This is a genomic window from Streptomyces sp. NPDC048361, assembly GCF_040651795.1.
Classification (GTDB): domain Bacteria; phylum Actinomycetota; class Actinomycetes; order Streptomycetales; family Streptomycetaceae; genus Streptomyces.
The window spans coordinates 195192-218313 of the sequence record NZ_JBEZKW010000002.1 but is presented as its reverse complement, the minus strand read 5'-3'; the positions used below and the strand labels follow the sequence as shown (position 1 = coordinate 218313).

Below are 23122 nucleotides of genomic sequence, written 5' to 3'. Positions count from 1 at the left end.
CCACCGCTCTTCGTCGTATTCGTCACAAGGATCTCCCTCTCGTCACACATGTCTCGATTACGCGGGTCTTGCGTCACAGGCGGTCGACAGGCACGCCCTCGACCTCACTCTGCGTCGTTCAACGGGCACAGGCTGAGTGATCGCCAAGCGTTCGCGTCGCAGCTCCCCCGACGGCCTTCCGGCCGCCGCTGTGGCGTACGCAGGGAGGTGCCGCACATGACCGACCGCAGACTCTGGTCCTACAAGGAGATCGCCGCGCACATCCGGGTGCAGCCGGACACCGTGCGCTCCTATCGCAAACACGGGCTCCTTCCGGCGCCGGACCTCGTGGAGAACGGCAAGCCCTACTGGTTCGCGGACACCATCCGCACCTGGGTCGCACGGCGCCCCGGCAACCGTGGCCGCCGTGACGGCTGAGGCCACCGTGACGACCGAGACGGGCGCCGCCACGCCCGCATTAGCTCGCTTAATACCCCCTGGGGGTATAACGTGGGGCGCGTGAGGGCATCGATGGCCTCCCCGTGGCCTGCGGATGCCTGATGCACCATGGATCCGTACGCCCGTGAAGAGGAGAACGCCATGACCGCCGAGACCGAGACCCCCGCCGCCGCGACCGGTTCCTGCTGCTCGCCCGCCGGTTCCTGCCACAGTGGCGGAGCGGCCGACGTCCAGGTGGGTGCCGTCACCACCGTCTACCGGGTCTCCGGCATGACCTGCGGCCACTGCGAGGGCGCGGTGTCCTCGGAGCTCTCCGGGATCGAGGGAGTCAGCTCGGTGAAGGCCGTCGCCGCCACCGGCGAGGTCACCGTGGTCTCGGCGTCCCCGCTCGACGAGGAGGCCGTACGGGCCGCCGTCGACGAGGCGGGATACGAACTGGTCGGCCGCGCCTGACGGCACGCGCCCCCTTCACTCCTCCGCTTTCCGTCGGGCCGCACCCGGTCGGCTCCACGCCGGCAGCGTGCGGCCCGACGCGCTTTCCGGAGCCCCATTCCGCAGCGCCCGAAGCGCCCGCGCCCGGGCCGCCGAATCCGGTGATCGCGGCCGCGGCTCTGGCGCTCACCCCGGTGTTCGTGGTACCCAACTGCCTACGGTTGCGTTCCTTCACCTGACCTCCACAAAGAGATCTAGATCACAGAGGTTTTGAGGTAACCATCGGGAGGGGTCGGGAGTCTAAGTGGGCGATGCCACGGATGTCTTGGGGGACGTCCATGGAATGTCTTGGGGGACGTTCCAGGCAACGCGTTGGCCGGGGCACGTACGTCGGGAGCTTTGAGCGGCCCACCGACAGGTACGTACCCCGGCAGACCGCCTAGACCCCCGGCTCGGATCCCGTGGGGGGAATCCGCACCGGGAAACAGGGAAGCGCCCCGACTGCCGACCCGTGGGGGGATCGGCAGCGGGGCGCTTTTCCTAGGTTCGGGGGCGCCTCAGCGGCCCTCGACCGGAACGAAGTCCCGCAATACCTCACCCGTGTAGATCTGGCGCGGGCGGCCGATGCGCGAACCGGGCTCCTTGATCATCTCGTGCCACTGGGCGATCCAGCCCGGCAGGCGGCCGAGGGCGAAGAGGACCGTGAACATCTCGGTCGGGAAGCCCATGGCGCGGTAGATCAGACCCGTGTAGAAGTCCACGTTGGGGTACAGGTTGCGCGAGACGAAGTAGTCGTCGCTCAGCGCGTGCTCTTCCAGCTTCAGCGCGATGTCGAGCAGCTCGTCGGACTTGCCGAGGGCCGAGAGGACATCGTGCGCGGCGGCCTTGATGATCTTGGCGCGGGGGTCGAAGGACTTGTACACCCGGTGGCCGAAGCCCATCAGGCGGACGCCGTCCTCCTTGTTCTTCACCTTGCGGATGAAGGAGTCCACGTCGCCGCCGTTGGCCTGGATGCCTTCCAGCATCTCCAGGACGGACTGGTTGGCGCCGCCGTGCAGGGGGCCCCACAGGGCGCTGATGCCGGCCGAGATCGACGCGAACATGTTGGCCTGCGAGGAGCCGACCAGCCGCACGGTGGAGGTCGAACAGTTCTGCTCGTGGTCCGCGTGAAGGATGAGCAGCTTGTCGAGCGCCGAGACGACGACCGGGTCGAGCTCGTACTCCTGGGCCGGCACCGAGAACGTCATGCGCAGGAAGTTCTCGACGTAGCCGAGGTCGTTGCGCGGGTAGACGAAGGGGTGGCCGATCGACTTCTTGTACGCGTACGCCGCGATCGTCGGCAGCTTGGCGAGCAGCCGGATCGTGGAGAGGTGGCGCTGCTTCTCGTCGAACGGGTTGTGGCTGTCCTGGTAGAACGTGGACAGCGCGGAGACCACGGACGACAGCATCGCCATCGGGTGGGCGTCCCGCGGGAAGCCGTCGAAGAACCGCTTCACGTCCTCGTGGAGCAGCGTGTGGCCGGTGATCTCGCTCTTGAAGCTGGCCAGCTCGTCGACGGTCGGCAGCTCGCCGTTGATCAGCAGGTACGCGACCTCGACGAAGGTCGAGCGCTCCGCGAGCTGCTCGATCGGGTACCCGCGGTAGCGCAGGATGCCCTGCTCGCCGTCGAGGTAGGTAATGGCGGATTTATAGGCGGCGGTGTTGCCATATCCGCTGTCGAGGGTGACCAGCCCGGTCTGGGCTCGGAGCTTCCCGATGTCGAAGCCCTTGTCGCCGACGGTGCTGTCGATCACCGGGTAGGTGTACTCGCCATCGCCGAACCGCAGTACTACAGCGTTGTTCGCGTTCTCGCTCACGTCATCCCTCACCGACGTAGTGCCTCTTCTTCGAGGTGCCCTGACTGTCTCTACCATCCCCCATTTGGCTCAGCAGAGTGCACTCGGGGTCGCCCATTGGGCTTATTCACGGCACTCAGTGCCGCCAACCTGCTCATCCTGCCCCCTTCGCCCCGGTTAGGAAAGTCCGGGGTGGGGTTTTACACCAAAGTGCCCCCTGCCAGCCGGTGGGCAAGTGCGGTAAAGCGCCTGCCTGCGGAAACCGTGCGGACCGCCTGTCCGATCGCCTTACGGGACCCCACCAGGACGACGAGCTTCTTGGCGCGGGTCACCGCCGTGTAGAGCAGATTGCGCTGCAGCATCATCCAGGCGCTCGTGGTGACCGGGATGACGACGGCCGGGTACTCGCTGCCCTGGGAGCGGTGGATCGTCACGGCGTAGGCGTGGGACAGCTCGTCCAGCTCGTCGAAGTCGTACGCCACCTCCTCGTCCTCGTCCGTACGGACCGTCAGGCACTGGTCGTCGAGGTTGAGCGCGGTGACCACGCCGACGGTGCCGTTGAAGACGCCGTTCTCGCCCTTCTCGTAATTGTTGCGAATCTGGGTGACCTTGTCGCCGACGCGGAACACCCGCCCGCCGAACCTCTTCTCCGGCAGGTCGGGCCGGGCGGGCGTGATCGCCTGCTGGAGAAGGCCGTTGAGGGCGCCGGCGCCGGCCGGCCCGCGGTGCATCGGCGCGAGCACCTGGATGTCGCGGCGCGGGTCGAGGCCGAACTTCGCGGGGATGCGCCGGGCGGCCACATCGACGGTGAGCCGCCCCGCGTCCTCCGTCTCGTCCTCCACGAAGAGGAAGAAGTCGTCCAGGCCCGAAGTGATGGGCTGTGTACCGGAGTTGATGCGGTGGGCGTTGGTGACGACGCCGGACTGCTGCGCCTGGCGGAAGATCCGGGTCAGCCGCACGCGGGGCACGGGCCCGCCCTCGGCGAGCAGATCGCGCAGCACCTCGCCCGCGCCGACCGAGGGCAGCTGGTCGACGTCGCCCACCATGAGCAGATGGGCGCCGGGCGCCACCGCCTTGACGAGCTTGTTGGCGAGCAGCAGGTCGAGCATGGAGGCCTCGTCGACGACGACCAGGTCCGCGTCGAGCGGGCGGTCCTTGTCGTACGCCGCGTCGCCGCCCGGTTTCAGTTCGAGCAGGCGGTGCACGGTGGAGGCCTCGGCGCCGGTCAGCTCGGCCAGGCGCTTGGCGGCCCGTCCGGTCGGCGCGGCGAGCACCACCTTGGCCTTCTTGGCACGCGCCAGCTCCACGATGGAGCGGACCGTGAAGGACTTGCCGCAGCCCGGGCCACCGGTGAGCACGGCCACCTTGCTGGTCAGTGCCAGCTTCACGGCCTCCTGCTGCTCGGGGGCGAGCTCGGCGCCGGTGCGCCCGGCCAGCCAGCCGAGCGCCTTGTCCCAGTCGACCCCGGAGAACCCCGGCATGCGGTCCTCACCCGTGCGCAGAAGGCGGCCCACCTGGGCGGCGAGGGACAGCTCGGCGCGGTGGAACGGCACGAGGTAGACGGCGGCGACGGGCTCGCCCCCGTCAGGCCCCGGCACCCTCTCGCGCACGGCCCCCTCCTCGGCGACGAGTTCGGCGAGACACTCGATGACGAGCCCGGTGTCGACCTGGAGCAGCTTCACCGCGTCCGCGATCAGGCGCTCCTCGGGCAGGAAGCAGTGCCCCTGGTCGGTGGATTGCGACAGCGCGTACTGCAGGCCCGCCTTCACCCGCTCCGGGCTGTCGTGCGGAATGCCGACGGCCTGGGCGATCTTGTCGGCGGTGAGGAACCCGATGCCCCAGACGTCGGCGGCCAGCCGGTAGGGCTGGTTCTTCACGACGGAGATCGAGGCGTCCTCGTACTTCTTGTAGATGCGTACGGCGATGGAGGTGGAGACGCCGACACCCTGGAGGAAGACCATGACCTCCTTGATCGCCTTCTGCTCCTCCCAGGCGGCCGCGATCTTCTTGGTCCGCTTCGGGCCGAGGCCCGGCACCTCGATCAGGCGCTTCGGGTCCTGCTCGATGACGTCGAGCGTGTCGGCCCCGAAGTGCCGGGTGATCCGGTCGGCGAAGACCGGGCCGATGCCCTTGACCAGGCCGGAGCCGAGATAGCGGCGGATGCCCTGGATGGTGGCGGGCAGCACGGTCGTGTAGTTGTCGACGGTGAACTGCTTGCCGTACTGAGGATGCGAGCCCCAGCGGCCCTCCATGCGCAGCGACTCCCCCGGCTGCGCGCCGAGCAGCGAGCCGACCACCGTGAGGAGGTCGTTGCCGCCCCGGCCGGTGTCGACCCGCGCGACGGTGTATCCGCTCTCCTCATTGGCGTACGTGATCCGCTCAAGGACCCCCTCCACCACCGCCGCACCCGTGAGACTCGACATGCCACGACGCTACCGCCCCGCACTGACAATGCGGACAACACGGCTTCGCAGAAAGGGAGTCGGGCGCACCAACGGTGCTGGGGCCATGGGAATTCGGTGGGGTTCAAGGGGGCCCGGCCCGTCGACCGGGCCCCTTGATTTCCCTCCCCGTCAGCGCTCCTCGAAATCCCCCCGGATCCACCCCCTGAAGCGCTGTCCTACCTAAAGACATCCGTCACCCCGGAAGGGTTGCACGATTGCGGGCAGTAATTTTTTCGGCGGCTCGACATGCCGTCGAAGCGGGGCAAAAGTAGCGTTCGATCCATGACTCAAGATGTATCTCCTTCCGACCGGTCCATGAAGCAGGACGTTCTGGACGAGCTCGGCGACGACGGTGTCCAGCGGATCGCCGGGCTCCTCGGCACGGACGCGGCAGGCGCGCAGGACATGGTGGGTACGACGATGTCCACGCTGACGGGCGGCCTCCCGCAGGACAGCCAGGATGAGGTCCGCCAGGCCGTGACGGAGGCGGCAGCCGAGCCGGCACCCCCGCCCTCACCCTCGCCCTCACCCGGCGACGCCCCCTTGCAGGGCGTGGCCACCCTCGGCGGCGGCCTCGGCGGGATGCTGAGCGGCGGCCTCGCGGCCGGGGTGCTGGCGAAGGTGGCCCGTCCGGTCGCGAACGCCGTCGCGAAGAAGACGGGGCTGCCCGCGGCAACGGTGACGAAGGCCCTTGAGGTGGTGCTGCCGGTGGCGCTCGCGGTGCTGACCAAGCGGGCGGCCGCGAAGTCCGGGACGCCGGGCGCGGCAGCCGGGGCGGGTGGCGGCACCGGGGGCGCCGGTGGCACCGGGGGCGGCCTCGGCGACATTCTGGGTCAGATCCTGGGCGGCGGGACGAAGAGGTAGCCCGCTCACACAACGGAGGACGTCACATACCGGAGGACGTCACACGCCGGAGGACGTCACGCATCGGAGGACGTCACACGCCGGAGGACGGCCGGACCCAGCGGGAGTCGGGGCGGAGGAAGGGCGCGCGCTCAACTCCGTTGCGGATACGGGCTGTTGGGGCGGCCGGGCGGGCGCGGCGCGGCCTTCCTCCCGGGCCGGCCCGGCGTACGTACACGTCGTGCCCGCACTGCACGCCGGCCCGGTCGGAGGTTGGTCCTCGCGGGTCAGGCGCCGCGCAGGAACGCGTCGCCGTGGGCCGCGATGTGGACCTCCAGAGCGGTCAGCGCCTGCTGGGTCGCCTCCGCGGGCCCCCCGCCGTGCCGCTCCGCGTAGTACGCAGCGCCGAGTCGCTTCAGCAGGTCGTTGCCGGCCCGCTGCTGCTGGACCTCGTCCACCTTCTGCTTGCCCTGTTGCATGGCGCTCTGCGCCTGCTCCTTGGCCCGGTCGAGAAAACCTGCCATGACTGCCTCCGAACTCCGAACGTGATCGTGCCCCGTCCCGGGCATCACTTCCCCCCTTCGGGGCGCACATGCTCACGCATGCGTACAGATGGACCACAAAGTCCCGGGCTGTGACCACGAAGCCCCGGGTTGCGCACACGAAGACCCGGCTGTGAGTGACCCCGGGCCGGGACTCGTACGCCCGCGCGAATACCCTGACGCGCATGATCCCGCCCGCGCGCACCCGCACCCGCCCGCGCCTCACCGCCGCCGCCCAGGCCTCCGTGCTGGTGGCCGGCGTCCTGCTGGCGTCCACGGCGTGCTCGGGCGCCCCGTCCGCCGCTCCCGCCGCCGTACGGTCCGGGGCCGCGCAGGCGGCAGCCGCGAGCCCCGAGGCGCAGGCCGACGTGACGGCCGGGCCCACGCCGTCGCTGCCGCCGGGCACGATCACGCTCGCGTTCGGCGGTGACGTCCACTTCACCGAGCGGACGGCGTCCCGGCTGAACGCGACCCCGGCCGACCCGGCGCTCGGCCCGATATCCAGGACCGTCGCGAGCGCCGACTTCGCGATGGTCAACCTGGAGACGGCGATCACGACGCGCGGCTCCGAGGAGCCGAAGCTCTACCACTTCCGTACGCCGCCGAGCGCTCTGACGGCGCTTCAGAAGTCGGGCGTGGACGCGGTGTCGATGGCCAACAACCATGCGGTGGACTACGGTCCTGCGGGCCTCGCCGACACGCTCGATGCCGTGCACCACGCGCCCATACCGGTGCTCGGCATAGGGGCGAACGAGGCGGAGGCGTACAAGCCGTACATCAAGAACATCCGCGGGGTGAAGCTGGCCGTCGTCGCGGCGAGCCAGGTGATGGACCTGACCAACGACAAGTTCCGGGCCGGCCCGAAGAAGCCGGGCATAGCCTCCGCGCTCGACACGACGAAGCTCGTCGCGGCGGTGAAGCGGGCTAAGGCGCAGGCCGATGTGGTCGTGGTGTACCTGCACTGGGGTACGGAGGGGCAGAGCTGCCCGGGGCCCGAGCAGAAGTCCATCGCCGCGAAGCTGTCGGCGGCGGGGGCGACAGCGGTGGTCGGTACGCACGCGCACGTGATGCTGGGGTCGGGGATGCTGGGCAAAACGTACGTCAACTATGGCCTGGGGAACCTGCTTTGGTACGGGACGTCGCCGTATCCGCACTCCAATGACAGCGGGATCGCGACGTTGACGATCGCGCGGGGGCGGGTGGTGAAGCAGGCGTTCACCGCTGCGATGGTGGATTCGCGGGGTGTGCCCATGCCCCAGGCGGGGGCGGCGGCCAAGTCCGTAACGGACCGCCTCGCCTCCCTACGCCCGTGCACGGCCCTGGCCCCGTCCCCGCACTGACCCGCTGGGGCTGCCCCAGACCCCGTTCGCGCCTGAACGGCGCTCGTCCTCAATCTCCCCCAAAGCCTTAAGGGCCAGGGAAACCACCATGACGGGCTGACTATGCCCATGCCGCCCGGCACCGAGCAGGGCGCGGGGAACTGCGCGACCAGCCACGCACGGCCGGCACCCGAAAGCGGAGCCGCCGGGGTTGCCTCCCCTGCGCACCCTGCCGAGCGCACCTACTCGACGCCCTCGCGATCAAAGAATGCGGTCAGCGCGTCCACCGTCGCATGCGGCTGCTCATCAGGAATGAAGTGCCCGGCCCGGGGGATGCAGACCCCGGCCGCGTGCTCGGCCCACGGCCTGATGGAGGCGGCCATGTCGGGGATCGAGCCATGGGAGCTGGAGACGCCCAGGACCGGGACGGTCAAGTGCCCCCGTTCGAGGGCGTCATGATTCCTGCGCGCCGATTCCGCGGCGTCGCGGTAGTAGGCGAGCGACGCGGAAAGACCTCCCTCGGCCGCGATGGCGGCGGCGTAATGATCGATCTCGGCACCGTCGAAGGTGTTCGGGGACAGGGCCTTGGCCTGCAGGAACCAGCCGACGTAGTCGCGCTCGCGGCCGGTGAGCAGAGTCTCGGGCAGTTCGGGCACCAGGTGGAAGGCGAAGTGCCAGGTCTTCCAGGCCCGTTCGGGATCGGTCGGGATGGAGTCCGGCAGGGTGATGCCGGGAATGCCGGCGTCCAGCAGCGCGACACCATGCAGGCGCTCCTCGTGCGTCAGGGCCAGCGAGAAGGCGACCCACGCCCCGATGTCGTGAGCGACGAGCCAGTACTTCGGTACGTTCAGCTCGGTCAGCGCAGCCTGGACACGCGAGGCGACGGTGTGCGTGTCGTAGCTTCCTTGAGGGCGTTCGGAGTGGCCCTGCCCCGGCAGGTCGATCGCGATCACGTGGAATCGCCCGGCAAGGCCCGGCATCACCTTGCGCCAGGCCCACCAGGTCTGCGGGAACCCGGCGAGCAGGACGACGGTGGGACCGCCCGGACGTCCGCCTTCCACGGCGTGAAGCCGGATTCCTTCCGCGTCGACCCAGCGGTGAGTGAATCCCGCAAGGTCGTTCAGCGGCAAACCGGGGACGGGGTTCTGGTCGCAGGAGCGGGTCGGGGCCATGGCGTCGTCGGTCATGACGCGAGCCTACGGCATCTTGAACTGCTTAGTTCAAGATAGGATGCGCAGAACGCAGAACGCAGAGCCGCAACGGCTGGTCCAAGAACGAGGTGCGTGCGTGATGGCCGGGAAGAAGCAGTTCGACGTGGACCTCGCGCTCGACGCGGCGATGGTCCAGTTCTGGCGGGCCGGATACGCCGACACATCCCTCGACGACCTCTCCCGGACGACCGGATTGAACCGCAGTTCCATCTACTCCTCGTTCGGCGACAAGGACACGCTCTACCTGCGCTGCATGGACCGCTACGCCGCGCGGTACGGAAGCCGGTACGAGCAGGCGCTTTCACCCGCGTCCGAGGAACCGCTCCAGGCGGTCCAAGCGGTACGGGCGGTACGGGCGTTCTTCGAGGTCACCCTGGAACGCATCGCCGACCCTGGCGTACCCGATGGTTGTTTGATCGCCCAGACCGCGATGGCGGCGCCGGTGCTCAGCCCGGCCATCGGCGCACGGGCGATGGAAGCTCTGGGCCTTCAGCAGGCGCGGTTGCGGACCGCGCTGCGTGCCGCGCAGTTGGCCGAGGGCTATGCCGACGACTTCGCGGTTCACCTCGCGGCGGTCAACCAGTCGCTGGCCGTGATGAGCCGGGCTCAGGCGAGCCGAAGCCAGCTCCGCACGGTCGTCGACATCAGCATCAACGCGCTCTCCCACGCCTTGGCCGCCCCCTCAAACTCCCCCAAGGCCTTGAGGGGCCAGGGGGGACCCCCGTGACGGGCTGACTATGCCCATGCGGGCCGGCACCGAGTAGCTAAGGGGCGCGGGGAAATGCGCGACCAGCCTCCACCGGACCGCACCCGAAAAACCGACCCTTCGAGGCCCGCGAGCAACCCTCCACGGTCCGCGGATGAAGGCGGGTTCAAGGGGCCCGGGCCCCTGCGCACGGGCGGCCTAAGGGCGACGCGGCGCCCCCGTCGAGGCCCGCACCATCAACTCACCCTGCACCGTCGCAATCCCTCCCGGCGGAGCCGGATCGAGAGCCAGGGCAAGACGGCCCGCCCGAGCCCCCGCCTCCGCCAGCGGCAACCGCACCGTCGTCAGCCCCGGCACCGCATCCGCACTGAACGGCAGATCCCCGAACCCCGCCACCGACACGTCCCCGGGCACGGACACCCCCCGGTCCCGCAACGCCGCACACGCCCCCAGCGCCACCGTGTCGTTAGCGGCGACCACGGCCGTCAACTCCCTGTCCCTACGCAGGAGTTCGACGGCGCCGTCGTACCCGGAGCGACGGTCGTAGGAGCCGTGCACCACGAGGTGGTCGAGACGGAGCCCGGCCGCCTCCACGGCGCCCTTGAACCCCTCAAGCCGGTGCCGGGTCGTGGTGCGCTCGGTGGGCCCGGCCACGTAACCGATACGGCGGTGGCCGAGCCCGATGAGGTGTTCCGTCAGGCGCCTGCTGCCGCCCCGGTTGTCGAACGCGAGCGTCGCCGTCACGCTGTCGCCGGGCAGCGGGGGCCGCCCGCACAGCACGATCCGCGTCCCCGCGTCGGCCAGCCGCGCCAGCTTCGCGCCGACCGCCGCCGCGTGCTCGGGGTCCTCGACGGCGCCGCCCGTCACGATGACGGCGGCGGCGCGCTGGCGCTGGAGCAGCGTCAGATAGGTGAGTTCACGCTCTGGTGAGCCCCCGGTGTTGCAGATGACGGAGAGCTTCTCGCGCGCGCCCCGCTCCTCGCCGATCGCGGTCTGGGCCGCGCCCGCGATGATGCCGAAGAAGGGGTCGGCGATGTCGTTGACGAGGATGCCGACCAGATCGGACGTGGCCGCGGCGAGCGAACTCGCGGGCCCGTTCAGGACGTAGTCGAGCTCGTCGACCGCGCGCAGCACCCGTTCCCGCGTGGCCGCCGCCACCGGATAGTTGCCGTTGAGCACGCGCGACACGGTCGCCGGGGACACCTGAGCCCGGGCCGCCACGTCCGCCAGGGTCGCTGTCATCTCTGCCTCCGCACCGATCGGGCCGTGGTCGTCGAACCGCGGCCGGCCAGGTCGCGCCGTGCCGCCGCGCCCCGGAACCACTCCCGGGCCGCAGGTCGCACCGCGCCACCGAACCCGGAACCATTCCCGAGCCGCAGGTCACACCGTGCACCCGCACCGCCGGAACCACCCCCGGGGCCACGGTCGCACCACTGCCCGGCCGTTCAAGCTTTCGGCCTCTTGTCCGAGGCGCTGTGCGCAGGCTAGCGTCCCGCCCTGTAGAAAGCGCTTACTATCGACCGATCATCCCCCACGCCCCATCCGACCGACCCCCCGGAGGGATCACATGACGTCACGCAGGACCGTGCGGATCGCCATGAACGGCGTCACCGGACGCATGGGTTACCGCCAGCACCTCATACGCTCCCTCCTCGCCCTGCGCGAACAGGGCGGCCTCGACCTCGGTGACGGCACCGCGCTGTGGCCGGAGCCCGTTCTGGTCGGCCGGCGCGACCACGCGCTCAAGGCGATGGCCGACCGGCACGGCCTCACCGAGTGGTCGACCGATCTGGACGCGGTGCTCGCCGACCCGAGCATCGACATCTACTTCGACGCCCAGGTGACGTCCGCCCGCGAGGAGGCGCTGGGCAAGGCCATAGCGGCGGGCAAGCACATCTACACCGAGAAGCCGACCGCGACCGGACTGGCCGGCGCCCTCGACCTGGCCCGGCTCGCCCGCAGCGCCGGCGTCAAGCACGGCGTCGTCCAGGACAAGCTCTTCCTGCCGGGTCTGCTGAAGCTGAAGCGGCTGATCGACGGCGGGTTCTTCGGCCGGATCCTGTCCGTGCGGGGCGAGTTCGGCTACTGGGTCTTCGAGGGCGACTGGCAGAGCGCGCAGCGCCCGTCCTGGAACTACCGGCGCGAGGACGGCGGCGGCATCGTCGTGGACATGTTCCCGCACTGGGAGTACGTCCTGCACGAACTGTTCGGCCGGGTCACCTCCGTGACCGCGCAGACCGCCACCCACATCCCGCAGCGCTGGGACGAGCACGGCAAGCCGTACGCGTCGACCGCCGACGACGCCGCGTACGGGATCTTCCAGCTGGAGGGCGGCGCGACCGCCCAGATCAACTCCTCCTGGGCGGTGCGCGTCAACCGCGACGAACTCGTCGAGTTCCAGGTGGACGGCACGGAGGGCTCGGCGGTCGCGGGCCTGCGCAACTGCCGTGTGCAGCACCGCAGTTCGACACCGAAGCCGGTGTGGAACCCCGACCTCCCCGCCACCGAGCCGTTCCGCGCGCAGTGGCAGGAGGTGCCGGACAACGACACGTTCGACAACGGGTTCAAGGCACAGTGGGAGCTGTTCCTGCGGCATGTCGCGCTGGACGAGCCCTACCACTGGGACCTGCTCGCCGGTGCGCGCGGCGTGCAACTCGCCGAGCTGGGCCTGCGCTCCTGCGCCGAGGGCCGGCGCCTGGACGTGCCGGAGATCGCGCTGTGAGCCTCCTGTTGCCGGGCCCCGAGGGCACGACCCGGCGGTACGAGCCCCGCACGGCCCCGCTCGCGCTGCCACCGGGCCCGCCGCCCCTCTCCCGTACGGTCTTCTCGGCCGCGCACGTGGTGGCGGACCCGTACGCGGACAGCTCGCCCGCCTCCCCCGCGGCCGTCGACTGGGACGCCACGCTCGCCTTCCGCCGTCACCTGTGGTCGCACGGGCTCGGCGTGGCGGAGGCGATGGACACGGCGCAGCGCGGCATGGGCCTCGACTGGCCCACCGCCGCCGAACTGATCCGCCGAAGTGCCGCCGAGGCGCAGGCAGTTGGCGGCCTGATCGCCTGCGGGGTCGGCACGGACCAGCTCGGCTCCGGCACGCTCACCGAGGTTCGCGGGGCGTACGAGGAGCAGCTCGCGCTGGTCGAGGAGGCGGGCGCGCAGCCGATCCTGATGGCGTCGCGCGCCCTCGCGGCGGCGGCCCGCGGCGCCGAGGACTACCTCGCGGTGTACGGGCATCTGCTGCGCCAGGCGTCCGAACCGGTGATCCTGCACTGGCTGGGCCCGATGTTCGACCCGGCGCTCGACGGCTACTGGGGCTCTCCCGACCTCGACACCGCCACGGAAACCTTCCTGGAGGTCATCGCCGCACACCCCGACAAGGTCGACGGCATCAAGGTGTCCCTGCTCGACGCCCGCCGCGAGGTGGAGCTGAGGCGCCGCCTCCCCGACGGCGTACGGTGCTACACGGGCGACGACTTCCACTACCCAGAGCTGATCGCGGGCGACGAACAGGGCTTCAGCCACGCCCTGTTGGGCATCTTCGACCCGCTGGGCCCGCTGGCGGCGGAGGCGGTACGCCTGCTCGACGAGGGCGACACCGACGCCTTCCGCGCCGCCCTCGACCCGACGGTCGTCCTCTCCCGCCACCTCTTCCAGCCCCCGACCCGCTTCTACAAGACGGGGGTGGTGTTCCTGGCGTGGCTGGCGGGACACCAGTCGCACTTCACCATGGTCGGCGGCCTCCAGTCGGCGCGCTCGCTGCGGCACTTCGCGCGGGCGTACGAACTGGCGGACGGGCTCGGCCTGTTCCCCGACCCCGGGCGGGCGGAGTCTCGCATGCGGTCCTTCCTGACGGTGTACGGAGTATCCCAATGACCCACATCGCCCCTCCCCCGGCCCGTTTCAGCATCAACCAGATGACGGTGAAGCAGCTCTCCCTGCCGGAGCTCGTGGAGGCGTGCGGACGGCTCGGGGTGCGCGGGGTCGGGCTGTGGCGCGAGCCAGTGGCGGCGTACGGGCTCGACGCGACGGCAAAGCTGGTGCGCGGCGCGGGACTTGAGGTGTCCTCCCTGTGCCGGGGCGGCTTCCTCACGGCGCTGGACCCCGCCGAGCGGGCGACGGCACTCGCCGACAACCGCGCGGCGATCGACGAGGCGGCGGCGCTGGGCACGGACACGCTGGTGCTGGTCTCGGGCGGGCTCCCGCCCGGTTCCGTCGGTCCTGTCGGTCCTGTTGGTTCCAAGGACCTCGCCGGGGCGCGGGAGCGGGTCGCCGACGCGCTGTCGTCGCTCGCGCCGTACGCCGCGTCGCGCGGCGTACGGCTCGCGATCGAACCCCTGCACCCGATGTTCGCGTCGGACCGCTGCGTGGTGTCCACGCTGGACCAGGCGCTGGGGCTGGCGGAGCGCTTCCCCGCGTCGCAGGTGGGGGTGGTGGTCGACACGTACCACGTGTGGTGGGACGACACGGCGCCGGCGGCGGTGGCGCGTGCGGGAGCCGCGGGCCGCATCCACGCCTTTCAACTGGCGGACTGGGTTACGCCGCTTCCCGCGGGGGTGCTGCTCGGGCGGGGCCAATTGGGGTCGGGGTCGGTCGACTTGGCCGGGTGGTGCGCGCTGCTCGACTCGGTCGGTTATGCGGGGCCGGTGGAGGTGGAGTTGTTCAACGAGGGGTTGTGGGCGGGGGACGGGGTGGCGCTCCTTGAGGACACGGTTGCCCGCGCCGCGGCCATCCTGGGCCCGGGGGGCCAGCCCCATGCGGCCACTTGAGGGTGCGGCTCCCTGGGGCGCCGCCCCAGACCCCGTTCGCGCCTGAACGGCGCTCGTCCTCAAACTCCCCCAAGGCCTTGAGGGCCAGGGGCCCCCATGACGGGCTGAAGATGCCCATGCGGGCCAGCGTCGAAGTACCTCAGGGGCGCGGGGAACTGCGCGAGAAGCGGGCACGGTCCGCAGACGAAGGCGGGGTTGGGGGCGCGGGGAACTGCGCGGGACGCGCGGGCACGGTCCGCAGCCGACCGACGTTTTTAGGGGCGCGGGGAACTGCGCGAGCAACCCAGCACGGTCCGCACCCGAAAATCGACCCTTCGAGGGCGCCACCCGCGCCGAACGGACAGCCAGAACGAAGCCACACCGACAGGAACCCCCATGAAGCTCGCCCTCTCCACCCTCGGCCTCCCCGGCACCGACCTCCCCCGCGTCGCCGACCTCGCCGCCCAATCCGGCTACCACGGCGTGGAACTCCGTACCCACCCCGACGAACCCGTCCACCCAGGCCTCGACGCCGCGCAGCGCAAGGCCGTCACCCGCACCTTCGAATCCGCCGGCATCAAGATCCTCACCCTCGCCGCGTACGCCCGGGTCGCAGACCCCGCCGACACCACGGACCTCACCGAACTAGTAGGACTGACAAGCGACTTGGGAGCCCGGTACATCCGCGTCTTCCCCGGCGGTGCCGAGAGCGACACCACCGCCGACACCACCGCCGACGACACCGCCGTACGCCGCCTCGCAGAGGCCGCCCCCCTCGCCCACCGCAACGGCATCCGCATCCTCCTCGAAACCCACGACTCCCACCGCACCGGCAGAGCCGTCGCCCGCGTCCTGGACCGCGTGGACCACGACGGCGCCGGCGCGCTCTGGGACGTCCTGCACACGTGGCTCGGCGGCGAGGCCCCCGCGGAGTCGTTCACGCACCTCTCGCCCCACCTCGGCTACACCCAGGTGAAGGACATCGCATCGCCCGAGGACACCACCCCGCTCGCCCTCGGCACCGGCGTACTCCCCCTCGCCCCATGCGTCACCCAGCTCCCGCCGGACGGCTGGCTGTGCTGGGAGTACGAGAAGCGCTGGTACCCCCGCGCGACCCCGCTCCCGACGCTGCTCCAAGCAGGACGGGAGTACCTGACCGGGCTGACTACGACAGCGGGTCGCCGACCCGGGCGTTCGCCCAGAGGCTGAACTCGAACCGGGCGTGGCGACGTCCGGGGACTTCGAGGTCTGCGGCCCGCAGGGAAGGCCATAGGGTTCTGCCTCGTGCCCCAGCTTGAGATATCCGACCTGATCACGGCCGTGGATCCGCGGAGCGGTCACCGGCTCCCGGTCCGGCGCGCCGAGGTGATGCGGCAGCTTCGCGAGAGCGGAGACGAGCGCGCGGCCCGCATCGTCGCCGGGCTGCCCATGGACCAGGACGGCGTCCTTGTCCCGCACGCCGTGGACCGCCTGCTCCTCGGTGCGCACACTGAGCTCCAGCGCCTGAGCGAGGAACTGCGGATCGGTGAACGGCTGGTCCACCTGCTCGGCCCGCTCCTCACCGCGATCCGGGAGACCACCGGCCAGTCCGGGCCGTACCGTGTGGTCGACGTCGGGTGCGGCCTGGGCTACCTGGTCCGCGAGTTGGCGACCACCCACGTCCTGGGCGCGGACGTCGAACTGGTCGGGGTCGATCTCGACGCCGCGCTGGTCGGCGAGGCGGACCGTCTTGCCCAAGCGGAGGGACTCGACTGCCGTTTCGTCCACGGAAACGCCTTCGACCTGCCGCAGGCCGCGACCGTCTACGTTTCCACCGGCGTGCTGCACCATTTCCGTGGTCCCGCCCTGGCCGAGTTCTTCCACGCCCAGGCCGCCTCACCGGCCTACGCCTTCTGCCACTTCGACATCGCCGCGACCCGTCTCGCGCCCATCGGCGCCTGGGTCTTCCACCGGGCCCGGATGCGCAGCCGGCTCGGCCGCCACGACGGCGTCGTTTCGGCACGGCGCGCGCACAGCGACGAGACACTCCTGCGCGCCGCCGCGGTCCCTGGCATCCGCGCGCTGCTCTACGAGCCCCGCGGTGCGGTGAACCCGTTCTGCACCACGCTGCGTCCGATCATCGGGGTCCGCCCTCACCTGGAGGCCCCGCTTCGACGAGCCCTCGGCCGGGAAGCACGCCGTTTGGTCGGCGCGGAGCACCTTGCCGGGACCACCCGATGACGCCCGCCATACCGTTGGTGCTCCTCGGGCTGACCGATGCGGCCTTCAGCGGTTTCCGCGCGTATGCCGGCACCGACGCACGCATCCGCAAGCAACGGGCCACGGCCCGAGCCGCCCTGCGAGGGCTGGCCGTCGGAGCCGTCCTGCTCCTCGCCCCCACGCTGACCGCCGTCCTTCTGCTGCTGACCACACGCGACCCGGCACGGATCTACGGCATCCTGAGCGCCGGCGGCCTCGGCTACCTGCTCCCGCTCGCCGTCTACGCCGCCGCCGTACTGCTGTCGCTCGCCGCCTACTTCGCCCTGCCCTTCCGCGGCAGCACCCTCGCGATGGTTGTCGGCCTCGGCCCCTTGACCCTGCTGCGCCCGCTCGCCGTCGTCGCCGCCTGCCTCGGCTCGGTCCTCAGCGGTGGCGGCGGGCCGGCCCTGCTGGTCGGCACGGTCGCAGGGGCCGCCGTGCTGTGCGTCGAACCCGCGGTGCACCGACGCTGGTACCACCACGCGCAAGAGTGACGGCCCGGGGCGCCCAGAACGCACGGATCCAGCCGTGGCCAGTTCGGGGAACGCGGCTTCCCGTGACCCACATCCTCAGCAAGCGCAGGGGTGCGGGCACGTTCATGTGCCGGTGACGACCAAGGAGCGCTCCAGGACGAGGACTGCCAAGCCGAGCCGTGAGGTGCGCGGCGGTCGCAGAGCACCACCCTCAGTGCACGAGGCCCTCGCCCTTCACCGCGTCGACGAACGAGGTCCAGGCCCCCGGCCCGAACACCACGGCCGGCCCGGTCGGGTTCTTGCTGTCCCTCACGGGCACGCACCCCTCACAGGTGTCGCTGAACTCCAGGCATTCGCCGCTGTCGCCCCCGCTGTACGAGGACTTCCGCCAGGCTGTGTACGCCTCGCTGACTTCGAGGCATTCGCCGCTCTCTCCGCCGCTATAGCTGGACTTGCGCCAAGCCGACAACGCCGAGGCGTCGGGAACTATGTGCTCACTTCGCTGCATGTTCGTAATCCTCCGACACAGACCGAATCAGCGCCAGGGACGCCCGGTTCGACAACGCGTCACCCAGGGCGTGGTCATAGACCTCCTGACACTGCCGCACCACGGACGGGGGCTCCCACACTCGGCCGTTCTTCAAGCCTTCCACGTAGGCGATGGGCGGAAGGTCGCTGAACCACATCAGGGAGACGAGCCCCTCCAGCAAGGCGTGCGCGCCCGCCGCGTAGGGGAGCACATGGAGGCGAATCCGTCGGCTTTCCCCCATGGCCAGCAGGTGCTGAAGCTGTTCGCACATCACCAGCGGGCCGCCAATGGGTCGCCGCAACACCGCCTCGTCGAGCATCGTCCACACCACGGGGTTGTCGAAGTCGTCCAGAACCCTGGCACGTTCCAGTCGAGCTTCCAGGAGCCGATCACGCTCCTGATCGTTCTTGGGCGGGTAACCCGAGCTGAGCACCTCGCGCGCATACGCCTCCGTCTGCAAGAAGCCCGGCACCAGCTTGGGCGCGTACTGGCGGATCATGACCGCATACCGCTCGAACTCCAGCGCCTCCGCGAAGTGCTCGGCGACATGCGGCCCTTCCAGAACTGGCAAGAACCGCTCAAAGAACCCATCGGTCTTCAGCACCGCGTCAAGCCGTCGCGCGTCCGCGATGTCCGGTCGCCTCCGCCCCGCCTCGATGTGCGCGATGTGCGTGCGAGACATCACCGCGAGGCGGCTCAGCTCCTCCTGGGTGAGGCCGGCCGCCTCGCGTCTGGCTTTCAGTTCCTGGCCGTACTTGATGCGCGATACGGGGTTGTCCTCGATCGCCACGACATCAACTCCCTTGCGTGCGAGCCACGTTGTCACGCTCTGTGCACTGTTCAGCGTACGGAACGTGACCCCACGCTGTGAGCGGAACACCACACACAGTGAGAGGCAGTCGCATGGCAGCGCACGGCGTCGGGGCGTACGTCGCCCATACGGGGACCGATGTGTACGGGCCCGGCAAGGTGATCGGCGCGGACGGCGAGTGGCGGCGGGTGCGGTTCGTGTACTTCGTCGCCACCATCGCCGTACGTGATCTGCGTGCCGCCTCCGCTCAGGAGGAAGAGGAGGTGTGCGCGTGGCTGATGGAGAAGGCCGTCCGGCATGGGGGCAACTGGTAGCGGGGCCGGCGCTGGCGTTGCGGGTGACGTACGACGGGGGCCGGACCTGGCAGCCGTATGTCATGCCGCGACCGGCGGCCAGGGCCGGAGAGGTGGCGGCGAACGACAACGAGAGCGAGCAGGAGATGGAGGAGGAGGAGCAGGCCCGCAGGTCGTCGTAGCCAGGCAGGCGCCGGGGCGCACCCGAGCCGGGTCACACCGGGCCGCGCCGGGTGGTGGAGGTTCGTGCGCGTAGCCTTGACTGGCAATTACTTTCCGGATAACGGTTCAGGCGTGGAAGTTTCTGCCATCGGTGTTTCTTCCACTCCCTGGCACCTCACACCGCTTCGCCGGAAGGAGCCGCACGTGCAGCACCGCACCTCAAGACGCAGCCTCCTGACCACCACCGCCGCCGTGACCGCCATAACCGCTCTCGGGTCCCGGCTCCCCGCCGCCGCCCTGGATGTCACCGACGGCGACGCCGCCGACCGCCGGTTGCGCGCGATCGTCGCCCGCATGTCGATCGAGGAGAAGATCGGCCAGCTCTTCGTCATGCGGATCTACGGGCACTCCGCGACCGCGCCCGACCAGGCGGACATCGACGCCAACCTCCGCGAGATCGGGGTGCGGGACGCCGCCGAGCTGATCGCCACGTACCACGTCGGCGGCATCATCTACTTCACCTGGGCGCACAACACCCGCGACCCGCACCAGATCGCCGCTCTCTCCAACGGCATCCAGGCCGCCGGGCTCGCCCAGCGCGTCCCGCTGCCGCTGCTCATCGCCACCGACCAGGAGCACGGCATCGTGTGCCGGGTGGGCAAGCCGGCCACGCTCTTTCCCGGCGCCATGGCGATGGGCGCGGGCGGCTCGACGGAGGACGCCCGCACGCTCGGCAGGATCTCGGGCGCCGAACTCGCCGCGATCGGCATCCGCCAGGACTACTCCCCCGACGCCGACGTGAACATCAACCCCGCCAACCCCGTCATCGGCGTACGGTCCTTCGGTGCGGATCCGGCCGCCGTGGCGCGCATGGTCGCGGCCGAGGTGCGCGGCTACCAGGAGTCCTCGGTCGCCGCGACCGCCAAACACTTCCCCGGGCACGGCGACACCAGCGTCGACAGCCACACCGGGATTCCGGTGATCACGCACAGCCGGGAGGAGTGGGAGCGGCTCGACGCGCCTCCGTTCAAGGCCGCGATCGCCGCCGGGATCGACGCGATCATGACGGCGCACATCCAGTTCCCCGCGCTCGACCCGAGCAACGACCCCGCCACTCTCTCCCACCCCATCCTCACCGGCATCCTGCGCGAACAGCTCGGCTACGACGGGGTCGTCATCACGGACTCGCTCGGCATGAAGGGCGTACGGGACAAGTACGGGGACGACCGGGTGCCGGTGCTGGCCCTGAAGGCGGGCGTCGACCAGCTGCTCGATCCGCCCAAGCTGGACGTGGCGTTCGCCGGGGTGCGGGCGGCCGTGGCGAGCGGCGAACTGAGCGAGGCCCGCCTCGACGAGTCGCTCCTGCGGATCCTGCGGCTCAAGGAGCGGCGGGGGCTGTTCGCCCGGCCGTACGTCAGCGGGCGGGGTGTCGACCGAGTGGTGGGTACACGGGCGCATCTCGGTGCCGCCGACGAGATCGCCGAGCGGACCACGACGCTGCTCGCCAATCCGCACGGGCTGCTTCCGCTGTCGCGTCGGCGGCACGGTCGCGTGCTGGTCGTGGGGCCCGACCCGGACTCCCCGTCCGGTACGACGGGGCCGCCCACGACCGTCCTGGCCGACGCGCTCACCGAACTCGGCTTCCGTACGGCGGTGTTGAGTACCGGCACCCTGCCCTCCCCCGCGCAGATCGACGCGGCGGTGGCGGCGACGGCCGGGCGGGATGTGGTGATCGTGGGCACGTACAACGCGGGGGCGGGTGGTGCGCAGAGCCGGCTGGTGGCGGCGCTGGGTGCGACGGGTGTGCCGGTCGTTCACCTCGCCCTGCGCAATCCGTACGACATCGCGTACCTGAGCGGGTTCGGAGCGTCGCTGGCGACGTATTCCTGGACGGACGTCGAACTCCGGGCGGCTGTACGGGTGTTGGCGGGGCGGGTCCGTCCGCGCGGGCGCCTCCCGGTGGCGGTGCCGCGCGCGGACGATCCCGCGCAGGATCTGTACCCGATCGGCCACGGCCTGTCGTACTAGGCGGTGCGGTGGGGTGCGGTGCTGCCGGGGGCGGGGTGGTTTCCCCCACCCCGCCCCTTCCCGAAACCCGCCGGGTGTGCGGAAGGTGAGGCCGACCGGGGTGGGTGCCCCGGGGTCAGGGGCGCAGGGAGGGCTCCCTGGTGAGCTGGGGGGCGTCCAGCTTCGTGTCGAACGGCGCACGCGGCTTCGCCGGGGCCGGGTTCAGGCCTGCCCAGCGGAGGATGGAGGCCGTCGCCGAGGCCTTCTGGTCCGGCGCCAGCATGGACACCTTCGAGCCGTGGTTGCCGCCCGCCACCGTGTACACGGCCGAGTCACGGGCCCCCGCGCCGAGGGAGAAGCGCTCGGCGCCCCACGGGTCGTTCTGCCCGTACACGTACAGCATGTGGTCGGCGTGGTGCTTGACCCACGAGTCGACGTCCCGCATCGCCCACGGCTGGAACCGCATCGGGATGTCCCGCGGTACGAAGTTGCGCGGCGGCTGGTAGCCGTAGCGGCTCAGCTTGCCCAGCCAGGGCTGCTTGATGGTGGGCGAGCCCAGCTGTGTACCGGCCTGGTAGTAGTACGCCGTGTACGGGGCCAGGCCCTGGTCGGTGTAGAAGGAGAAGCCGGAGATCGTGTCGATCGAGTCCCAGATCGCCTGGTCGGTGGCGTGTGCCGCGTCCGCCGGGATGGTGGAGCACTCGGCGAGCAGGTGGTACTGCCAGAAGCCCCACACGTAGTCGAGCACGACCGCCTCGTACGCCTTGTCGAGGCTGCCGACCGTCGTGAAGGTGTAGCCGTTGTCGGCCGCGTACTGCTGGTACTTCTTCTCCAGGGAGCCCCGCCGCACCAGCGCCTCGCGCTGCACGCCCGCCAGCTTGTCGCGGCACTCCTTGGTGCCGACGTTCGCCAGGAAGCGGTCGTACGCCGAATCCTCGGTGTTCACCACGTCGTCGGGGGCCACGTAGGCGACGACGCCGTCCATGTCGCGCGGGTAGAACCGCTTGTAGTACGTGGCCGTCATGCCTCCCTTCGAGCCGCCGGTGGTCAGCCAGTTCTTGGCGTAGACCGGCTTCAGGGCCTTGAAGATGGCGTGCTGGTCACTGGCCGCCTGCCAGATGTCGTCCTTGGCCCAGTTGGTGGGTGTGGGCCGCGACTCGGGGAAGAAGCGGTACTCGACGGAGACCTGGTTGCCGTCGACGATCTGCGTCGGCTCGCTGCGGCTCGGGTTGGTCGACACGTCGTAGCCGCTGGTGTACATCACCGTCGGCCGGTCGGTGTCCTTGTGCAGCACGGTGATGCGCTGCTTGAAGGTGGCCCGGCTGTACGGGTTGTGGTGGTCGACGGGCTGCGTGAAGTCCAGGACGAAGTAGCGGTAGCCGGCGTACGGCTTCTCTTCGATGAGACTTATCCCGGGGATGGCCAGGATGCGGTCCTTGATGTCCGGCTCGGCGGCGGTGGCCGCCCCTGCCGTGGCTCCGGTCGCGGTCATCGTGCCTATCAGCACGGCGAGCGACAGCAGCCATCTGAGCGCCTTGCGCATTCACACTCCCCTGTGGGGCCCCTGTGGGCTCGGAACGTGGCACCGCGAACCTAGCCGGGCCAACACCCGCCCCGCCAGACCCCTTTGGAGCCGTGTGCTCACGTGTGCTCAGCAGACCCAGCCCGTCTGTGCGGAGCTCCCCGATATCGCCCCCGTGGCGCGTACGCAGCGGTTGCCGGAGTAGACGGTGATCGGGCCGGCGCGCTGGGTGTAGACGCCCGAGTCGCCGGCGGGGGCGCCGCCGCGGGCCTGGATGGTGACGGACATCTGGCGCCGGGCGCCGGCGGACTTGGCCACGGTCACCGCGCAGGCGTACCCGTTGCCCTTGTACAGGCGCAGCTCGCCCGCGCTGAACCCGACGGTCTTGACCGGTCTGCCCGCGCAGGCGGCGGCCGCGTCCGCGCTTCCGCCGGCCGGGCCGAACACGACGAGTCCGCCGGCCATCGCCAGTACCGCCACTGCGGGGCCGAGCAGCCCCGCCCTCCCCACTCCTGCGAACATCCCACCGAACACGCGTGCACCTCTCCGCCACTTGCGCGTATGTGGGGAGGGAC

23 protein-coding genes are annotated in these 23122 nt (G+C 70.5%); 14 read left to right on the top strand and 9 right to left on the bottom strand.

Annotation, left to right across the window (positions count from 1 at the left end):
• Positions 1 to 216: 216 nt before the first annotated feature.
• The gene (locus AB0D31_RS02205; RefSeq protein ID WP_267053117.1) at positions 217 to 417 is read left to right on the top strand and encodes a MarR family transcriptional regulator; all 201 of its coding nucleotides are present in this window, start codon (positions 217 to 219) and stop codon (positions 415 to 417) included.
• Positions 418 to 579: 162 nt separating this feature from the next.
• Positions 580 to 891 carry a heavy-metal-associated domain-containing protein gene (locus AB0D31_RS02200; RefSeq protein WP_362715726.1) on the top strand — a complete coding sequence of 104 codons (312 nt, stop codon included), beginning with the start codon at positions 580 to 582 and terminating at the stop codon, positions 889 to 891.
• A gap of 536 nt (positions 892 to 1427) precedes the next feature.
• Here the strand turns inward: AB0D31_RS02200 and AB0D31_RS02195 are convergent.
• Both AB0D31_RS02195 and AB0D31_RS02190 read right to left on the bottom strand, forming a co-directional pair.
• Entirely contained in the window at positions 1428 to 2726 is a 1299-nt protein-coding gene (locus tag AB0D31_RS02195) for a citrate synthase (protein ID WP_362715724.1), read from the bottom strand.
• 179 nt (positions 2727 to 2905) lie between these two features.
• On the bottom strand, positions 2906 to 5128 hold the full coding sequence (locus tag AB0D31_RS02190) for an ATP-dependent RecD-like DNA helicase (RefSeq protein ID WP_362715721.1): 2223 nt from the start codon (positions 5126 to 5128) through the stop codon (positions 2906 to 2908).
• A gap of 303 nt (positions 5129 to 5431) precedes the next feature.
• On the opposite strand from AB0D31_RS02190, the gene AB0D31_RS02185 reads away from it, so the two are divergent.
• The gene (locus tag AB0D31_RS02185; RefSeq protein WP_362715720.1) at positions 5432 to 6013 is read left to right on the top strand and encodes a DUF937 domain-containing protein; all 582 of its coding nucleotides are present in this window, start codon (positions 5432 to 5434) and stop codon (positions 6011 to 6013) included.
• A gap of 266 nt (positions 6014 to 6279) precedes the next feature.
• Here AB0D31_RS02185 and AB0D31_RS02180 read toward each other — a convergent pair whose 3' ends face one another.
• Complete coding sequence (locus AB0D31_RS02180; RefSeq protein WP_362715717.1) at positions 6280 to 6516, bottom strand: hypothetical protein; 237 nt, start codon at positions 6514 to 6516, stop codon at positions 6280 to 6282.
• Between the two features lie 203 nt (positions 6517 to 6719).
• Between AB0D31_RS02180 and AB0D31_RS02175 the strand changes: the two genes are divergently transcribed.
• Complete coding sequence (locus AB0D31_RS02175) at positions 6720 to 7874, top strand: CapA family protein (protein ID WP_362715714.1); 1155 nt, start codon at positions 6720 to 6722, stop codon at positions 7872 to 7874.
• A gap of 221 nt (positions 7875 to 8095) precedes the next feature.
• On the opposite strand, the gene AB0D31_RS02170 is transcribed toward AB0D31_RS02175, so the two are convergent.
• Positions 8096 to 9040 (bottom strand): alpha/beta hydrolase, encoded by a 945-nt coding sequence (locus AB0D31_RS02170; RefSeq protein ID WP_362715711.1) that lies wholly within the window; start codon positions 9038 to 9040, stop codon positions 8096 to 8098.
• A 103-nt stretch (positions 9041 to 9143) separates the two neighbouring features.
• On the opposite strand from AB0D31_RS02170, the gene AB0D31_RS02165 reads away from it, so the two are divergent.
• On the top strand, positions 9144 to 9791 hold the full coding sequence (locus AB0D31_RS02165; RefSeq protein WP_362715709.1) for a TetR/AcrR family transcriptional regulator: 648 nt from the start codon (positions 9144 to 9146) through the stop codon (positions 9789 to 9791).
• 177 nt (positions 9792 to 9968) lie between these two features.
• Here the strand turns inward: AB0D31_RS02165 and AB0D31_RS02160 are convergent, their stop codons facing one another.
• Positions 9969 to 11012 carry a LacI family DNA-binding transcriptional regulator gene (locus AB0D31_RS02160; RefSeq protein ID WP_362715706.1) on the bottom strand — a complete coding sequence of 348 codons (1044 nt, stop codon included), beginning with the start codon at positions 11010 to 11012 and terminating at the stop codon, positions 9969 to 9971.
• Positions 11013 to 11337: 325 nt separating this feature from the next.
• Here AB0D31_RS02160 and AB0D31_RS02155 point away from each other — a divergent pair, with 325 nt between their 5' ends.
• From AB0D31_RS02155 to AB0D31_RS02130, 6 genes are all read left to right on the top strand, one after another.
• Complete coding sequence (locus tag AB0D31_RS02155) at positions 11338 to 12492, top strand: Gfo/Idh/MocA family oxidoreductase (protein ID WP_362715703.1); 1155 nt, start codon at positions 11338 to 11340, stop codon at positions 12490 to 12492.
• Complete coding sequence (locus AB0D31_RS02150; protein ID WP_362715701.1) at positions 12489 to 13640, top strand: dihydrodipicolinate synthase family protein; 1152 nt, start codon at positions 12489 to 12491, stop codon at positions 13638 to 13640. Before AB0D31_RS02155 ends, AB0D31_RS02150 begins: the two co-directional genes overlap by 4 nt.
• Positions 13637 to 14533 (top strand): sugar phosphate isomerase/epimerase family protein, encoded by an 897-nt coding sequence (locus tag AB0D31_RS02145; RefSeq protein WP_362715698.1) that lies wholly within the window; start codon positions 13637 to 13639, stop codon positions 14531 to 14533. Before AB0D31_RS02150 ends, AB0D31_RS02145 begins: the two co-directional genes overlap by 4 nt.
• 375 nt (positions 14534 to 14908) lie before the next feature.
• Positions 14909 to 15721, top strand: coding sequence for a sugar phosphate isomerase/epimerase family protein (locus tag AB0D31_RS02140; protein WP_362715695.1), 813 nt, complete (start codon positions 14909 to 14911; stop codon positions 15719 to 15721).
• Positions 15722 to 15796: 75 nt separating this feature from the next.
• Positions 15797 to 16732, top strand: a complete 936-nt coding sequence (locus tag AB0D31_RS02135) for a class I SAM-dependent methyltransferase (protein WP_362715693.1) — start codon at positions 15797 to 15799, stop codon at positions 16730 to 16732.
• Positions 16729 to 17244, top strand: coding sequence for a hypothetical protein (locus tag AB0D31_RS02130; RefSeq protein ID WP_362715691.1), 516 nt, complete (start codon positions 16729 to 16731; stop codon positions 17242 to 17244). The genes AB0D31_RS02135 and AB0D31_RS02130 overlap by 4 nt, the downstream gene beginning before the upstream one ends.
• A gap of 190 nt (positions 17245 to 17434) precedes the next feature.
• On the opposite strand, the gene AB0D31_RS02125 is transcribed toward AB0D31_RS02130, so the two are convergent.
• Positions 17435 to 17731 (bottom strand): DUF397 domain-containing protein, encoded by a 297-nt coding sequence (locus tag AB0D31_RS02125; RefSeq protein ID WP_362715688.1) that lies wholly within the window; start codon positions 17729 to 17731, stop codon positions 17435 to 17437.
• Positions 17718 to 18542, bottom strand: coding sequence for a helix-turn-helix transcriptional regulator (locus AB0D31_RS02120; RefSeq protein ID WP_362715685.1), 825 nt, complete (start codon positions 18540 to 18542; stop codon positions 17718 to 17720). The genes AB0D31_RS02125 and AB0D31_RS02120 overlap by 14 nt, the downstream gene beginning before the upstream one ends.
• Positions 18543 to 18655: 113 nt before the next feature.
• On the opposite strand from AB0D31_RS02120, the gene AB0D31_RS02115 reads away from it, so the two are divergent.
• The 3 genes from AB0D31_RS02115 to AB0D31_RS02105 all read left to right on the top strand — a co-directional run bounded on the left by AB0D31_RS02115 (position 18656) and on the right by AB0D31_RS02105 (position 21046).
• Positions 18656 to 18877, top strand: a complete 222-nt coding sequence (locus tag AB0D31_RS02115; RefSeq protein WP_362715683.1) for a hypothetical protein — start codon at positions 18656 to 18658, stop codon at positions 18875 to 18877.
• Positions 18835 to 19038, top strand: a complete 204-nt coding sequence (locus tag AB0D31_RS02110) for a hypothetical protein (protein WP_362715838.1) — start codon at positions 18835 to 18837, stop codon at positions 19036 to 19038. The genes AB0D31_RS02115 and AB0D31_RS02110 overlap by 43 nt, the downstream gene beginning before the upstream one ends.
• A gap of 184 nt (positions 19039 to 19222) precedes the next feature.
• On the top strand, positions 19223 to 21046 hold the full coding sequence (locus AB0D31_RS02105) for a glycoside hydrolase family 3 protein (RefSeq protein WP_362715680.1): 1824 nt from the start codon (positions 19223 to 19225) through the stop codon (positions 21044 to 21046).
• Between the two features lie 115 nt (positions 21047 to 21161).
• On the opposite strand, the gene AB0D31_RS02100 is transcribed toward AB0D31_RS02105, so the two are convergent.
• Complete coding sequence (locus AB0D31_RS02100; RefSeq protein WP_362715677.1) at positions 21162 to 22568, bottom strand: S28 family serine protease; 1407 nt, start codon at positions 22566 to 22568, stop codon at positions 21162 to 21164.
• Positions 22569 to 22676: 108 nt separating this feature from the next.
• Entirely contained in the window at positions 22677 to 23081 is a 405-nt protein-coding gene (locus tag AB0D31_RS02095) for a hypothetical protein (protein ID WP_362715675.1), read from the bottom strand.
• Positions 23082 to 23122 lie beyond the last annotated feature (41 nt).